This window comes from Nitrobacter sp. TKz-YC02, from assembly GCF_049852135.1.
Classification (GTDB): Bacteria; Pseudomonadota; Alphaproteobacteria; order Rhizobiales; family Xanthobacteraceae; genus Nitrobacter; species Nitrobacter vulgaris.
On the sequence record NZ_CP180728.1, the window covers coordinates 2,759,723 to 2,773,790 of the forward strand.

Annotated in this window: 14 protein-coding genes, 1 tRNA gene and 1 pseudogene; 7 read left to right on the top strand and 9 right to left on the bottom strand. The window is 56.4% G+C overall.

Annotation, left to right across the window (positions count from 1 at the left end; genetic code table 11):
* Positions 1 to 209: 209 nt before the first annotated feature.
* The 3 genes and pseudogenes from ACM561_RS13165 to ACM561_RS13175 form a co-directional block, all read right to left on the bottom strand.
* A complete protein-coding gene (locus ACM561_RS13165) occupies positions 210 to 833 on the bottom strand; it encodes a site-2 protease family protein (protein WP_425905572.1) in 624 nt (207 codons plus the stop codon).
* A gap of 208 nt (positions 834 to 1,041) precedes the next feature.
* Positions 1,042 to 1,236, bottom strand: coding sequence for a hypothetical protein (locus ACM561_RS13170; RefSeq protein ID WP_425909870.1), 195 nt, complete (start codon positions 1,234 to 1,236; stop codon positions 1,042 to 1,044).
* 172 nt (positions 1,237 to 1,408) lie between these two features.
* Positions 1,409 to 1,474, bottom strand: a pseudogene (locus ACM561_RS13175) (hypothetical protein); the annotation flags it as partial.
* 9 nt (positions 1,475 to 1,483) lie between these two features.
* On the opposite strand from ACM561_RS13175, the gene ACM561_RS13180 reads away from it, so the two are divergent.
* Entirely contained in the window at positions 1,484 to 1,666 is a 183-nt protein-coding gene (locus ACM561_RS13180; protein ID WP_425905574.1) for a hypothetical protein, read from the top strand.
* A gap of 186 nt (positions 1,667 to 1,852) precedes the next feature.
* Here the strand turns inward: ACM561_RS13180 and ACM561_RS13185 are convergent, their stop codons facing one another.
* The 6 genes from ACM561_RS13185 to ACM561_RS13210 form a co-directional block, all read right to left on the bottom strand.
* Positions 1,853 to 2,428 carry a transposase gene (locus tag ACM561_RS13185; protein ID WP_425905575.1) on the bottom strand — a complete coding sequence of 192 codons (576 nt, stop codon included), beginning with the start codon at positions 2,426 to 2,428 and terminating at the stop codon, positions 1,853 to 1,855.
* A 313-nt stretch (positions 2,429 to 2,741) separates the two neighbouring features.
* Positions 2,742 to 2,873 (bottom strand): hypothetical protein, encoded by a 132-nt coding sequence (locus ACM561_RS13190; protein ID WP_425905577.1) that lies wholly within the window; start codon positions 2,871 to 2,873, stop codon positions 2,742 to 2,744.
* Between the two features lie 225 nt (positions 2,874 to 3,098).
* The gene (locus tag ACM561_RS13195) at positions 3,099 to 3,476 is read right to left on the bottom strand and encodes a TadE/TadG family type IV pilus assembly protein (protein ID WP_425905578.1); all 378 of its coding nucleotides are present in this window, start codon (positions 3,474 to 3,476) and stop codon (positions 3,099 to 3,101) included.
* A 2-nt stretch (positions 3,477 to 3,478) separates the two neighbouring features.
* Positions 3,479 to 3,979, bottom strand: coding sequence for a TadE/TadG family type IV pilus assembly protein (locus ACM561_RS13200; RefSeq protein WP_425905579.1), 501 nt, complete (start codon positions 3,977 to 3,979; stop codon positions 3,479 to 3,481).
* A gap of 71 nt (positions 3,980 to 4,050) precedes the next feature.
* On the bottom strand, positions 4,051 to 5,415 hold the full coding sequence (locus ACM561_RS13205) for a TadE/TadG family type IV pilus assembly protein (RefSeq protein WP_425905581.1): 1,365 nt from the start codon (positions 5,413 to 5,415) through the stop codon (positions 4,051 to 4,053).
* A 414-nt stretch (positions 5,416 to 5,829) separates the two neighbouring features.
* Positions 5,830 to 5,908: transfer RNA gene (locus tag ACM561_RS13210), tRNA-Arg, on the bottom strand.
* Between the two features lie 219 nt (positions 5,909 to 6,127).
* Here ACM561_RS13210 and ACM561_RS13215 point away from each other — a divergent pair.
* From ACM561_RS13215 to ACM561_RS13240, 6 genes are all read left to right on the top strand, one after another.
* Complete coding sequence (locus ACM561_RS13215; RefSeq protein WP_425905583.1) at positions 6,128 to 6,469, top strand: DUF3489 domain-containing protein; 342 nt, start codon at positions 6,128 to 6,130, stop codon at positions 6,467 to 6,469.
* A 2-nt stretch (positions 6,470 to 6,471) separates the two neighbouring features.
* Positions 6,472 to 6,939 carry a DUF2924 domain-containing protein gene (locus tag ACM561_RS13220; protein ID WP_425905584.1) on the top strand — a complete coding sequence of 156 codons (468 nt, stop codon included), beginning with the start codon at positions 6,472 to 6,474 and terminating at the stop codon, positions 6,937 to 6,939.
* A complete protein-coding gene (locus ACM561_RS13225; protein WP_425905586.1) occupies positions 6,936 to 8,534 on the top strand; it encodes a recombinase family protein in 1,599 nt (532 codons plus the stop codon). Before ACM561_RS13220 ends, ACM561_RS13225 begins: the two co-directional genes overlap by 4 nt.
* Positions 8,535 to 9,379: 845 nt before the next feature.
* Positions 9,380 to 10,162, top strand: coding sequence for a DUF5681 domain-containing protein (locus ACM561_RS13230; protein ID WP_425905588.1), 783 nt, complete (start codon positions 9,380 to 9,382; stop codon positions 10,160 to 10,162).
* Between the two features lie 709 nt (positions 10,163 to 10,871).
* Positions 10,872 to 12,206, top strand: a complete 1,335-nt coding sequence (locus tag ACM561_RS13235) for a site-specific DNA-methyltransferase (protein ID WP_425905590.1) — start codon at positions 10,872 to 10,874, stop codon at positions 12,204 to 12,206.
* Between the two features lie 418 nt (positions 12,207 to 12,624).
* Positions 12,625 to 13,976, top strand: a protein-coding gene (locus ACM561_RS13240) for an IS3 family transposase (protein WP_425905397.1) whose coding sequence is annotated in 2 segments (ribosomal slippage) — positions 12,625 to 12,961 and positions 12,961 to 13,976 — 1,353 coding nt in all. Because the reading frame shifts where the segments join, the coding sequence is not laid out codon by codon here.
* The last annotated feature ends 92 nt before the right edge of the window (positions 13,977 to 14,068 follow it).

Sequence of the window (14,068 nt, forward strand, 5' to 3'; positions counted from 1 at the left end):
GTCTATCCTTCAGGTGCTTGCAATCATCCGCCCGAGACGCTCATCCGATGGCACTGGTCTGGCTTTCGCTGCTATTTGGGGCTGGAAGTACACTGCGTACCTTAATCTTTAGACAAACGGCACCCCGATCCGCTTCCTCTCGCCAGACTATCTCGCAGAATAGCGCGGAGTAATCGGCGTCAAGTATCAACATTGAGCTGGCAGCGCGATCAGCCGATGACCTTGAACAGGAAGAGGGCCGAGGTCAGTGTCGCACCTGCGAGGATTGACAGACCAATCCTGAAAAACTGTTTCTCTTCCTGTTCGGCAATTCGCCTGCCGCGACAGGCTTCGATTGCAAGAAGCGACAAACGCCCACCATCCATCGGCAAAAGGGGAAGCAGATTAAACAATCCGACAGAGGCGGACAGGCCACCAATCAACAAAGCGAGCGTGGTTGCGAGGTGTTGAAGAGATCCAATTGAAAATCTTCCGCCCAGGCAAATGATCGTCAAGAATACTATGCCTGCAAAAGCTAAATTAAAAATCGGACCAGCGACATAGATCATGGCTCGTTCGCTGTGGGACGCATCGGAAAATGCTCGTCCGCTGAGATCCGAAGTGGTCAGTGCGCTGGCACGGTCTGAAAAAGTGCAACTCCCTCCCACAGGAAGCAACGCCATCGTCCAGCGCGTCCCTGATCCATCTGTGTATCCGATCACTTCGGGCCCAAGTCCGACGCTAATCCCTGATGCATTGAGGCCGAAGAAGCGGGCCACCACAAGATGGCCAAGCTCGTGAATCAGGAGAACCCCGAACGTTCCGGCCACCAATATCAACCATTGAAGATACATTTGAGGCTCTGGCGCAAAGTAGTTCATACTCGGGCAAGTTGGCCTACGGGACCGTAGGCCCTCCGAAGCAAGTCCCCCAATATTACCGTCTTTGGCTTAAGTGAACCTTTTAAACTGACCAGAAATTTTCCGTCGCAAATAATCGGTGAAGAAATCCCTAGTCAAAACGCACTCGTTCCACCACACGATGCCTGTATATACCGAAAACTTAAACACGGGCGTAGCGGTGATGCAGTCCGTCCAGAATGGCACGTGCCCCGATCACACCGGTTCGCTGAACCGGGCGAGAAACCGGCGCATCCTTGTGCAGCGACCGATGAGTTCTGGCACGGTTGTAATATTCGGCATAAGATACCCGGCGCAGATGCGCCTCGCCCAGGACAATGATGTGGTCCACACTCACGCCGGATCGATCCGATCAGCCGTTCGGCAAAGCCTTTCTGCCAGGGCGCTGCTGGTGTAATAGGCCTATCCCGGATGCCCATGGCGCGCAATCGGCGTGTGACGACCGTGCCAACGGCTGCGAACAGGAACCCGACGCCGACGCCCATCATGATCATGCGCCAGCCCTCGGACGTGGTGAAGACCAGCGTGAAGAAAACGGGAATTGCCGCTGCCGGAGTGTTACCGAAGGTAGACACGTAGATCGCGTGCGCCGTAAGTCGGCTTACAAGGGTCGCGCGATCCGGATGGACAAGCTGGATAGCCCTGTCACCGAACAACTTGTCGAGCGCCTGCTCCAAGCGGAACGTCTAGCGGTGATCCTGTCCTCCCTGAAGGCTCGGCGAACCGCAAAAGCCGCGAGCGAGAACAAACGCATCATGGCGCTTTAGCGTGAGGTATCGGAAGCGGACGAACGGCTCAAACGCCTGCGCCTACCGCAAATTAAATCCGGACATAATGATGGTGCAGTCCGCGCAGGATCGGTCGACAGAGAATGTGTCCGGCTGTCTCGACGGAACGTGATATCGGCGCGTCTTTGTTCAATGACAAATGGGTGCGTGTGCCGTTGTAGTAGCTCATGTACGAGAGCAGCACGTGACGCAGATGGCGTTCGCCGCGATATGATCAACGCATTCCCTGCGGATCGATCCGATCAGTCGTTCATACGCATTTTGCCACGGTGAGCAAGGAGACGTCGGACGATCTCGAATGCCGATGGATCGAACGCGGCGGATAAATATCTCGCCATAAGCTCTTTCGCGGTCCCGGATCAGGTAACGAGGGGCCTGCTCCCAGCCACACGCCTCCGTCAGTTGATTGGCGATCCATTCGGCCGTCGGATGCGCGGTCACCCCAAACCACAGGATCTGCCGCCGGCCGTGGCCCATGATCAGCAACCCATAGAGCAGTCGGAACGAGGTTGTCGGCACCACGAAAAGGTCCATCACCGCGATCCCGTAAGCGTAGTTACGAAGGTACGCCCTCCACCCCTGCGACGGAGGAGCCCTCCTCCGCGCCATATACTTGGCGGCGCTGGTCTGGCCGATCTCGATGCCAAGCTTGAGCAGCTCACCATGGATTCGCGGAGCCCCCCACAACGGATTGGCGAGGCTCATCTCGCGGATCAACTGGCGAATTTCTAACGGCACCATCGGTCGACCGCAGCGATGCCTCGATTTCCAGCGCCAATACGATCTGAACCCGGCACGATGCCAACGGACGACAGTCTCCGGCTTCACAATCGTCAGTGCGTTGAGGGTGCTTGGCACCAAACGATACAACCCAACGAAGATCAGATGGCACCAACGGTCAATCTCTTCGGCAAATGTCGTCGCTGGATGTTAAGTTGATGAAGAAAGGTCAGTATCTCGGCTTCCGGCGAGGCCAGCGACCGGAACAACAAGACCAGCACTGACCAGACCAGACTGCACAGGTCCAACATCACGCGACAGCATCACCCAATTCTCAATCAACTACCAGCCGGATATGGTTTGCGGTATGGACAACCCTGAGTAGCACCAAGAACTCGAAGATCCGCTCGATGATCTGGCTATGCAGCCGCATCCCCAGGGCCTCGATGAGGCCCGCGCCAGCCATTGGGGGTTGCTCCAGAATCAACATAAGCAACTTCTCGCCGCCTGGGGCGCAACCGCTCGCAACCCACATGCTTCCCGACCTGATGTAACCTAGTGGATAATCTGCTGAACGCGGCGCGCCTGTTCGGTGCCCATCAGGCCAGTGAGCTTGCTTTCCTTGGTGGCTTTCATCATTTGTTTGTGCGATGCATCACTGCGAAACCAAACTATAATAAACAAACGACTCTTAGGGGAAGCAGGCCGTAGCCGAAATCGGGAACACGAAAGTTTTGAATCCGATGTTCATCGAGTAGGTGACCGATCCGGTCACGGAGTTGCCGCACCCGGCTGACGCATAGGTAAAAGTGGGCGAAATGTTGGGACCCAAATAGTGGCTTTGAGTATAGGCGATGGTCGTCGCCGAATCGGAGCATATTGTGGTTTTTACGGAAGCGCAGCGTGCGCCGTCTTCAACGGCGTAGTGGAGACTTCCAATCAGAAAAAGAGCAAGGCATAGGCCGATCGTGCCAAGAAGCAGCAGAATGAACACAGGTGCGATGATTGCGAATTCGACCGCTGTGGTGCCGTCCTTGTTTTGAAATAGGTCTCTAAATAGATTGCGCACGATCAACCCAATCTCAACATGGCGGTCCGGATGATAGGTGTCGGGAAAGTTGTGGCGACACTGATCCCCGGAAACAATGGTTGATAGGTGAACGTTGTATTTACGGTAATGTAATCGCCCGGTTGCAACGTCGGCATACCTGCTGCGGTGCAATCGCCAGGTTTCGAGGAGACGTCGCTTACACGTTGCAGCGCGCTTGATGAATTGATGCAGTAGTATCCCTCTGTCGGCGAACCAGATTGCAGTGTGACGGCTGTGCCCAACGAAGTGCTCTCCAACGCGTTCTGCATAGCACTCAATAGGCTCGAACAGTTTGTCGTTGCCGGCAATTTGGTGCTGCAGGTCTTCAATGCGGCTTGGGCCGCAATCTCCGTTGCATTCTCCACCTGCATGCGCTGGTAGATGTAAATCGAGACGTCCGTGACATTCGCAAGCGTGGCTGACAGAAAAATAGCAAAGATACCGAATTCGATCGCGGCGACACCTCGGCCATCCGCCCTCATCGCCCGAATTTTGTCAGAGAAAGGGAGCCTAGGATTCCGCGATAACCAGCCCCGGTGTTTTGCTGTTTGCCTCATAGGACGAGCTTTGCTCCGCCGGGAATCATGGCTGTTGGCATCGTCAAGCCTGCTTGCGAACATTGTCCGATATCGGTTTTTGCAATTCCGCCATTGCCGCTGAGCTGAACATTGTCTGCAACCAGGACAACGCACGATTTGCCGGATGTCGATTTGTCGATCGCGCCCTTCAGCGTGACGCTCGCATGAGGCATGTAAATCAGCCCGCTGATGTTCCAAGTCGGACTGTTTCCCGCCGCTGAAACATCGACACCGGTCGTCAACGTGGGATCTTGATAAATTGCGACGCCGGACCACGCTCCTGACGTTGGAGCCGTCAGGTCGAGAACGCCTCCTGGTCCGTTCGTGTTATCGGTTGGCGCGTGCGAATATCCACCTCCATTGGTGCCGGAAAAAACCAGCGTGACCGCCGAACCGGTGGAGGTTCTCAGCGCATGTCCGTTTAGGTCAAACTGACCATTTTCAATGACGAGGACCGCGGACTGACCTGGCGGCGTATTGATAGTTACGTCGCCGGTGAGCAATTGATCTCCGCAGAGAAAATTATTGCCACTCAAGAGGCTGAGACTTCCCGCCAGCTGGTTGCTTGAGGCTACGGTGTAGCTGTTGCCTTTTTTCGTTTCCTGCGGGTAATTCTTACAACCGCTCGAGCTAAGGGCTGGAATATTACTCGCAAGATACGCGTAGGGATCCGCTAGCGCAGGACTGTGCAACTGTTGAGCGCCACAGCCGCTGTTAGATCCAACGGCAAAGCTGATCCCAAGTCCTAAGTTGGAACCATTGCATTGCGCGGCGGTATTCGACATTGAGTCGCAGCCGTTCATATTAGCTGTGGGCGATCCGTTCGTGCGGATTCCCTGAGGAACACCACTAGATGCTAACGCCAACATGCAAAGACTGTCAGGCGTGCTGCTCTGCTTGGCGGCTGCAAGTGCACTCAACCTCTTTTGGCGGCTACCGTTGAGGTTGTTGTCGCCCTGGAAGCCGACAACCTGCGACATCAGCAGTGGTGTATAGCCGGCAATCGTCACGCTGTAGCAGGTATTGCTGCCGTTGGGACAGGCTGCCGTGTTGGAGACCCCGACGGTGACGTTGTTGGTGTCATTGACAAAGCCATACTGTGCTGCCACCGCTCTGGCCTCGACATCATAGTTCGACCCGTTGTTGATTGCGGCCGCAAGCGCGGACGCATCGGCGGCGTTTTGCATCCCGCGCGTGATCAGATACCAGTGAGAAACTTCGAACCCGACGGCCAGGAACCCCACCAGCGGGACGAGCAGAAAGCCCATCATGACGCTTACTGTGCCGCGTTCATCCATGCGCAGGCGGCACAAATGATTTGCTAAGGACAAAATGGGCAAGGGAAACTCCTCAACAGCGGGACTTGAAAAGCCTTGCTTACGTGAGGCTTACGCCAGCAATTCCTGTTTTCCCGCTCCGTCTATTTTAGGCTGATGAGTCGTGAAAGAACGGTTTCTAAATTGAGAGGCCTTGTCGAGAATTGCCGCCAATGGTGAACCAGCGTGTCCCCTTTCGAGTGCAGCAGGAAAGCGTGATGAGCAAATACTCTGGACAGCCGGTATCGACAGGAAATCTCTGCATTGGTTCGGAGTGATCGTCCGATTGAGCTGCCTGTGCGCGGGAGCTATTGCCAAGCCCGAATCTGAAAGCCGCCCGATTGTAAACGGCCCACTCGGTCAGGCAGAGCCTGATCGCTGTTAGCTTTAGCGTAGAAACGGCGGTGATCGGCGGCAATAGAGGGCGATCGACGGTTTTGGCACGCCCGAAGAGATTCGAACTCCTGCCCCCCAGATTCGTAGTCTGGTGCCGATCTAGATTCACATGCGCCACCGCACCGACCCCCGAAAGCGAGCAACAAGATCCCGGCAACGTTCAAGATCTGGGTCCTCCCCGCTTCGTACTGTCGAGATTCCTGCAGAAAGGACTGGCATTCGCGGGCAAAGCGAGCATTGCTGTGGCGTGAGATGACCCTTGGATCGGCCCCGCAGCGCAACATCGCTGACGGGGCCTCGGATGGTGCGACGCCGATGTCGCATCATGTGGAGGGGGTCTATGCAGAAGTCATCCCGCAATCGTAAGCCTTCGAAGCGCGCAGGCCGGGCAAAGGCTGCCAGAGCAAGTGGACATCGCGCAGCGAAGACAGCAAAAGCGGCGCGTAGCGTTGCACCGTCGCCGGTTAGCGAACGGATGAATAAGCAAACAAAACTGCTCGATCTTCTGAGGCGCCCGGCTGGTGCCACCATTGCCGCACTCTCAGACGCCTCCGGTTGGCAGCAGCATTCCGTGCGAGGATTCTTGGCCGGTGTGGTCCGCAAGAAGCTCGGGCTCGAGTTGGTCTCAACCGTTGAAGCCGACCAGCGCATCTACCGCATCGTTGCAGCGAAGCAGGCCTGACGATGGCTGAAGCCTCGAGGAGCGAGCTCGCGCGTTGTCGCGATCTCGGTCGTTGGCGACCGCAGTCTCGCGGTCGTCGGTCAAGCTGGCCCGCACTGGCGCATCTTCCGAAGCATCTACAGACAGCCATCGTAAGCTATCGGCGACAGGCAGATCAGTCGGGCGACCTCGATCCGGCGGTTCGCCAGTTCCTTGATCGGGTCGGCGAGAAAGAGACGTCCGACTCCATCATGGCCAAGCTCGTGGCCTTCGACCGGGGACAGGTCGAGTTGAAGGCCGGCACCATCCTGTCCCGTGAATGGAACGGCATCATCCAGCGAGCGATCGTCGTTGAGGGTGGCTTCCTGTGGGACGGGACACGGTACGACAGCCTTTCGGCGATCGCCTTCGCCATCACCGGCACCCGCTGGAACGGCCCCCGCTTCTTTGGGCTGCGGGATAGCACGGTGGATGGGGAGGATGGGCCTTGAGGGCGGGAAAAGCGCTGTCCCGAGAGATCGTCCGGTGCGCGATCTATACCCGGGTCTCGACTGAGAATGGTCTCGATCAGGAGTTCAACTCGCTGGATGCGCAGTATGAGGCTTCTAGCGCCTATATCAAAAGCCAGGCCCATGCCGGTTGGGTGCAGGTCAAGACCCGCTATGACGATGGCGGCTTCTCGGGCGGATCAACCGACCGGCCGGCGCTGCAGAGCCTGCTCGAGGATATCCGGGCCCGCAAGATCGATGTCATTGTGGTCTACAAGGTCGATCGTCTGACTCGCTCGCTCGCCGACTTCGCCAAACTGGTCGAGCTGTTCGATGCCCATCAAGTGTCGTTTGTCTCGGTCACCCAGCAGTTCAATACCACAACGTCCATGGGACGCCTGACCCTCAACGTTCTCTTGTCCTTTGCTCAGTTCGAGCGGGAGGTCACCTCGGAGCGCATCCGGGACAAGGTGGCAGCTTCCAAGAAGAAGGGCATCTGGGTCGGTGGCCCCCTCCCCCTTGGCTACGTCATGGAGAACGGTAAGGTGGCCGTCGTCCCCGAAGAAGCCGAACGGGTTCGTCACATCTTTGGGCGCTATCTCGAGCTTGGCAGCGTCCGTGCCCTGATGCGGGACCTCAAGGACCGCAACATCGTCAGCAGGCGGCGCGTTCTTAAAACTGGTGCGACACGGGGTGGAGTTCCCTTTGGCTGTGGCGCTTTATTCTACCTGCTGCGCAATCGCTTCTACATTGGCGAGGTCAACTACAAAGGTCAGATCTATCCGGGCGAGCAGCCCCCGATCCTGGATCGCGACCTGTTCGAGCGCGTCCAGACGATGCTGACGGACCAGCGCAGCCATCAGACCAGAACCCGGACCTCCTTCGGCCATCTCCTGACCGGTCTGATGTTTGACGACGCCGGCCATCGCATGGCGCCGACCCAGGCCCAGAAGAAGGGCCGGCGCTACAGCTACTATGTCTCGCGACCGCTTCTGTTCGGAAATGCAGCTAAAGCCGACGTTGGTTCAGTTTCTCGTGTCCCAGCCCCCGATATCGACGATCAGGTTCGCAAGGTTGTCCTGGAGCCGCGACACAAAAGCACGAGCCCGATCGACAACACCTACGCCTCCTTGCTCATCGAACGGATCGAGGTCCAGCAACACCGTCTCGTCGTGCAGCTGAAGCAGGATTCCGACAATCCCACCGAAGAAGACCACTCCATCATCGTCATCCCCTGGATCAAGCTCCCATCCAAACGAGCGCGGTCAATCCTCCTGCGCCCGACCTCCGCGAAACTTCCGCTCCGCCCGATGAAACTGGAGCGACGCGCCACGCTCGTCGCAGCAATTGCCCGCGGCCGGCACTGGCTTGACGAACTCATCGCCGATTCAGCAACGGATGCCCAAGCAATCGCAAAACGCGAGCGATGCAGCCTGCGACACGTCAACATGACGCTATCGCTGGCCTTCCTCTCTCCGGCACTTACCAAGGCTGCCGTTGAAGGTCGTTTGCCTCGCGGCATCGCTCTCGAACAATTGCGCGAGCTCCCGCTTGATTGGGATCGTCAGTTCGAAGCGCTCGCTCTCGATCCAATCTGACCAGCAACACCGTCGGTATTGCATTTCCAAGTCGCAGCGGCCGCGTTTCTAGCGTTTCCCGAAAGCGCGATTCAAGACCAACATTGTCCAAACTCTTCATAGAGTAGCATGACGCCGGCTATGTCCCGTTGAACCGATTGGTTGCAGCGGGCCGAACTAGCTGCCTCACCCAGTCAGCGAACCGGTCTCTGCCGCTCCGCCAGGAACGGGAATTTTCGATGCAGAGACGGACCGCCCTTTGGCGATATTTCTGGGACCAGAGACGCGCGCAGAGACCAGACAGATCGCCAAAACCCCGCAATTTGCGCGACAAATAGACGGACGTGCCACCGAATTCGTTCCCTACGAACTGGGTGGTGGCGGACGCAGTCGGATGCGAACTGGTCTTCGCGGTTAGTATTCCAAAATTGCCCGAAATTCCCTGCAGACTCACTTTTCTCAGCGAAAACCCGCGAATTTCTCTCATAAAAGATAGTTGATCCAAGGAATTAACCGCGAATTCCCTGCCCTAATTTAGCAGGGAATTTTCGGTGCGCAGCAGGGAATTGATTGGTCTTAGGCAATGATAAAAAGCGCACGCCACAGAGCGCGCTAAACCCTCTCCTAAGTAGAAGTGCTTGACGGGAACCCAGTCCTGGCATAACGAACCGTCGATCGTGTGTCCCCTTGTGAGGGCCGCTGTTGCTGTCTTGTGTGCGCACAACATGGCATCGGCCAGACGATATGAACTCGTCTCGCGAACGAAGCAGAAAAGGAAACTTGACGATGAAGCGTGTTCAACCGCGCTCGGAGTCCGCCTTTTCTGTTTTCGAAAAGGCTACTCCGAGCCAAAACTGGAGGAGCCTATGTCTAAGACCTTCGAGACAGATCCACCCGACGCGGACAAGGAGTCGGAAAGTCGCGTAAGCCCCGTTGGGGAAGACGTGGCCGACGACGACAAGGTTGGATATCGCCGACCGCCGAAATCATTTCAGTTCAAGAAAGGGCAAAGCGGTAACCCGCGTGGGTCCTCGCGCAAAGTCCAGAGGCGATTACGTCGTCAAGGCCTTCCGCTTGATGATCTCATTCTTGAAAACTCACAAACATTGCTGCGTATTCGCGAGGGCAACCGCACGTCCAGCATCAATGTGAAGGAGGGGATGATAAGAAAATTATCCGCGCTCGCTCTCAGCGGCAACCGTCTAGCATTAACCGCCTCTCTCAAAATGATCCAAGCAGCCGAAAAAAATACGCTCGCCGAAGCTCTCGATCACTACGCGACGTACCGTGACTATCAAGATCAATATGCCGCGAGGGCCAAGGCTTGCCGTGATCGCGATCTCCCCCCTCCTCTGCCCCATACCGATGACCTGCACTTCGACTATAACACTTTCAAACTTAAGATCACCGGTCCGATAAACCATGAGCAGCTCCATCGGCTTGAGAAAATACTTGAGGCCAGAGAGCTTTTTCTGAAGATGATCGAGGAACAACGTGCCGATGCCGAGGAGTGCGCTCAGCAAGGCTGTCCCTATTCTCCAAAGGACCTCGAAATCCTCTCTCTTCTAGAGAACTACCTCAGATTCTTTGACAACGAACTCGAAAAGCGCGGCTGGTTGCCTCGGATCGCCGGTCGAAAGGAGGCATAGGCACCAGCACTTGTATGCATTGGGGCTCATCCTGGAGCCTACAACCGATTGGCATGACCGCTCTGGAGGAGCGAATGAGGGACGGGAAGCAAGGAACGTCATCATGCAAAAACGCCATTGATTCTGAATCGACCAAACAGAGCGAACGAGCGCCTGCATCGGCATCGAAGCCGAAGGCACGCAACCCGAGCACCGATGGCGAGAAGCAGACCGACAGCATCTACGATCACTTTGATAAAAGCAGCTTCCGCTTTTGGGAGCGCGCGATTTCTCGGGGCCACTTGCCAACGTCGGCAGAGCTTACCGAGCTGCTCAAGAACAACAGCGGTAGTCCCGTTCCGGATTGGCTCGTTCCAATCGTTGAGCGCCGAGATGAATTAAGGTGGCGTACCGGCCGCCCCCCGAAATCTGTCCTCAACGAGATGCGAATCAATTTAGCTACCGCAAGGTACCCCCGCTACCTCGCTTGGCTGCGAGCACGCCATCGTCGCTTGGGTCTTCAGGGTTGGCCTGCCATTCGCAATAAAGATTGGTGGACCGGTCCACCGCATGAACGCGCGGCGCGAATGGCGTTACGGAGCGCAGAACTTAGGTACATGACTTGGAGAACGTTTCTCAATGGGGTCGTTAACTACAATGCGCCGACTTAATATGAATGAACCTGCGGTCTTTTGTGCCTAATAAGCTACCTCCTGTCACGGAGGTAGAAATGAGCTCACTGTCGGCAAACAGATCCAACCTGACCATTGTTTATCAGGACATCGCAGTCCTCAATCCGCGCAAGAGTAATCCTCGAACCCACTCCAAGAAGCAAATCGACCAGCTTGCACGAGCGATCACAGAGTTCGGATTTACAAACCCGGTTCTGGTCGATGATGGCAACGGCATTATCGCCGGGCATGGCCGCGTCGCAGCCGCCAAGCTCGTAGGGATGAGCCAGGTTCCGACGGTGCGTCTCTCGGCGATGAGCGAAGCCGAAATCCGCGCCTATGTCATCGCCGATAACAAGCTTGCGGAGAATGCCGGCTGGGATCGCAACCTGCTTGGACTGGAGTTTCAGTATTTGAGCAGCCTCGACATCGATTTCGATGTCGGTTTAACGGGGTTCGAACTGCCGGAAATTGATCTTTTGATCGGCGAACTCGACATCGCCAATAGCAACGAGCCTGCCGACACAGACATTCCGCTTCCCTCCGGTCCCGCTGTGACGCGGCTCGGAGATATCTGGCAAATCGGCCGCCATCGCCTGATCTGTGGCGATTCAACCAAGCGGGATACGTATCAGCGATTGTTGGGCGAAGCCCGCGCGCAGCTGGTGTTCACCGATCCGCCCTATAATGTTCCGATTGCGGGTCACGTTGGAGGCTTGGGCAGCGTTCAGCACCGGGAGTTCGCAATGGCCTCGGGCGAGATGTCACAATCGGAGTTCACGGCGTTCCTGACATCTGTTTTTACGCACCTTGCGGAATTTTCCGTCGATGGTTCTATTCACTTTCAGTGCATGGATTGGCGCCATGTCGACGAAATCCTGCAAGCCGGCCGGAATGCCTATCATGAACTCAAAAATATCTGTGTCTGGGCCAAAAATAATGGCGGCATGGGATCGCTCTATCGTTCTCAGCATGAACTCGTGTTCGTTTTCAAATCAGGGACTAGCCCTCACATCAACAACGTTGAACTCGGCAAGCACGGCCGCTATCGCACCAATATTTGGAGCTACGCCGGCGTGAACAGCTTCGGTACTGATCGTTCGGACCTTGCCCTTCATCCGACCGTCAAACCGGTCGCGCTGGTTTCAGATGCCATCCGGGACTGTTCTCATAGAAAGGGCATTGTCCTCGATGTTTTTGCCGGTTCCGGCACGACATTGATTGCGGCCGAGCGGACGGGCCGCCGCGGCTACGGCATCGAAATCGATCCATTGTATTGCGACGTCATTATCCGCAGGCTGCGCACAGTATGCCGCCTTGAGGCCGTCCTCGAAGGTGCAGGCAAATCATTTCAAGAGATCCAGGCCGAACGCTCTGAACCGGCTAATGCCTGACTGAGAGCTCAAGCTTTCTGCAGGCCAGCGCGCTGACGCGTGGCAGTTGTCATGAGACCTGAAATGAGGGCTTGATGCGATGAGAATCACCAACTCACCGCTTTGGCGTTTCCAGCAGCCTCAATCGATCCGAGCGCGATCCACCCTTCATGACTTTCAACCGAGTCGTATTTTGGAAACGCCCGCTTCAGCCGATCGATAGTGGTCTGCCATGCCGGGACCTTGGGCGCGCAGACCGTGTCGCGGTTGCCGAACAGGCCCGGCTCGTCGATGGCGTCGTCTTCTGGAACAGTTTCGGCCCATTCGATCGGAACGACGTGCTCTATCTTCTCAGGTGTCCGGGATCAGCGCCTATGGCACAGAATTGAAGGTATGATTTAAGGAGAGTTCGGTTCTCGTCGATGACGAAGGAACGAACATGACTACGAAGTCTCGCAGCAGGAAAAGTTCTGCCGAACGGGTTGTCAAAGACATTCGCCGCGCCACCCGGCGCCATTTCTCGGCGGAAGATAAAATCCGGATTGTGCTTGATGGCTTGCGCGGTGAAGACAGCATCGCTGAACTGTGCCGCAAGGAAGGGATCGCTCAGAGCCTTTACTACGTCTGGTCGAAGGAGTTCATGGAGGCAGGCAAGCGGCGGCTGGCCGGTGATACGGCGCGAGCTGCGACAAGTGGTGAAGTGCAAGACCTTCGCCGTGAGGCGCATGCCCTGAAGGAGGTGGTTGCCGATCTGACGCTGGAGAACCGTCTGCTCAAAAAAAGCATGATCGCGGATGGGGGCGAAGGCGAATGAGATATCCCGCATCCGAAAAGCTTGAGATCATCAGGCTCGTCGAGCAATCGCATCTGCCGGCGAAGAAGACACTCGACAAACTGGGCATTGCACGTCGAAGCTTCTATCGCTGGTATGACCGTTACCTTGAGGGCGGGCCGGAAGCGTTGGAAGATCGTCCTTCCCGGCCAGGTCGCGTGTGGAACCGCATCGATGCCGATATCCAGGGTCAGATCATCGAGATGGCGCTGGAGCAATCCGAACTTTCATCGCGCGAACTGGCAGTGCGCTTTACCGATGAGAAGCGCTACTTCGTCTCCGAAGCCAGTGTCTATCGCCTGCTCAAGGCCCACGATCTCATCACCAGCCCAGCCTTCATTGTGGTCAAGGCGGCTGATGAGTTCAAAGACAAGACGACAGCACCCAACCAGATGTGGCAGACCGACTTCACCTACTTCAAGATCATCGGCTGGGGGTGGGTGTATCTGTCCACCGTACTCGATGACTTCTCTCGATATGTCATTGCCTGGAAGCTGTGCTCGACCATGCGCGCCGAGGACGTCACCGATACGCTCGAACTGGCCCTTGCAGCTTCAGGCTGCGACAACACCAAGGTGTTGCACAAGCCCAGACTGCTCAGCGACAATGGTCCCAGTTACATCGCCGCCGAGCTTGCCGAATGGATCGATGCCAACGGCATGAGCCATATCCGCGGCGCACCGCTGCATCCGCAAACCCAAGGCAAGATCGAGCGATGGCATCAAACCCTCAAGAACCGCATCCTGCTCGAGAACTACTTCCTGCCCGGCGATCTCGAGTGTCAGATCGAGGCATTCATCGAGCATTACAATCATCGCCGTTATCACGAGGGCATCGGCAACGTCACACCCGCCGACGTCTACTTCGGACGTGCACAATCCATCATCAAACAGCGTGAAAGGATCAAACGACAGACAATCAAATATCGGCGCTTGCTCCACCGCAAAATCGCCGCTTAACATCAACCAACAAATGAGGCCCGCTCTCCGCTAAATCTCGCCGCTCTTTGCGCCAAATGTTTTGATGACGGACAATCGCTACCTTGCGGAAA

Bases quoted from the DNA above. Each gene is read 5' to 3' on its own strand.
- ACM561_RS13215 (WP_425905583.1), top strand. From the start codon at position 6,128: ATGCAGAAGTCATCCCGCAATCGTAAGCCTTCGAAGCGCGCAGGCCGG.
- ACM561_RS13200 (WP_425905579.1), bottom strand. From the start codon at position 3,979: ATGAGGGCGGATGGCCGAGGTGTCGCCGCGATCGAATTCGGTATCTTT.
- ACM561_RS13185 (WP_425905575.1), bottom strand. From the start codon at position 2,428: ATGGTGCCGTTAGAAATTCGCCAGTTGATCCGCGAGATGAGCCTCGCC.
- ACM561_RS13220 (WP_425905584.1), top strand. From the start codon at position 6,472: ATGGCTGAAGCCTCGAGGAGCGAGCTCGCGCGTTGTCGCGATCTCGGT.
- ACM561_RS13190 (WP_425905577.1), bottom strand. From the start codon at position 2,873: ATGGCTGGCGCGGGCCTCATCGAGGCCCTGGGGATGCGGCTGCATAGC.
- ACM561_RS13165 (WP_425905572.1), bottom strand. From the start codon at position 833: ATGTATCTTCAATGGTTGATATTGGTGGCCGGAACGTTCGGGGTTCTC.
- ACM561_RS13230 (WP_425905588.1), top strand. From the start codon at position 9,380: ATGTCTAAGACCTTCGAGACAGATCCACCCGACGCGGACAAGGAGTCG.
- ACM561_RS13235 (WP_425905590.1), top strand. From the start codon at position 10,872: ATGAGCTCACTGTCGGCAAACAGATCCAACCTGACCATTGTTTATCAG.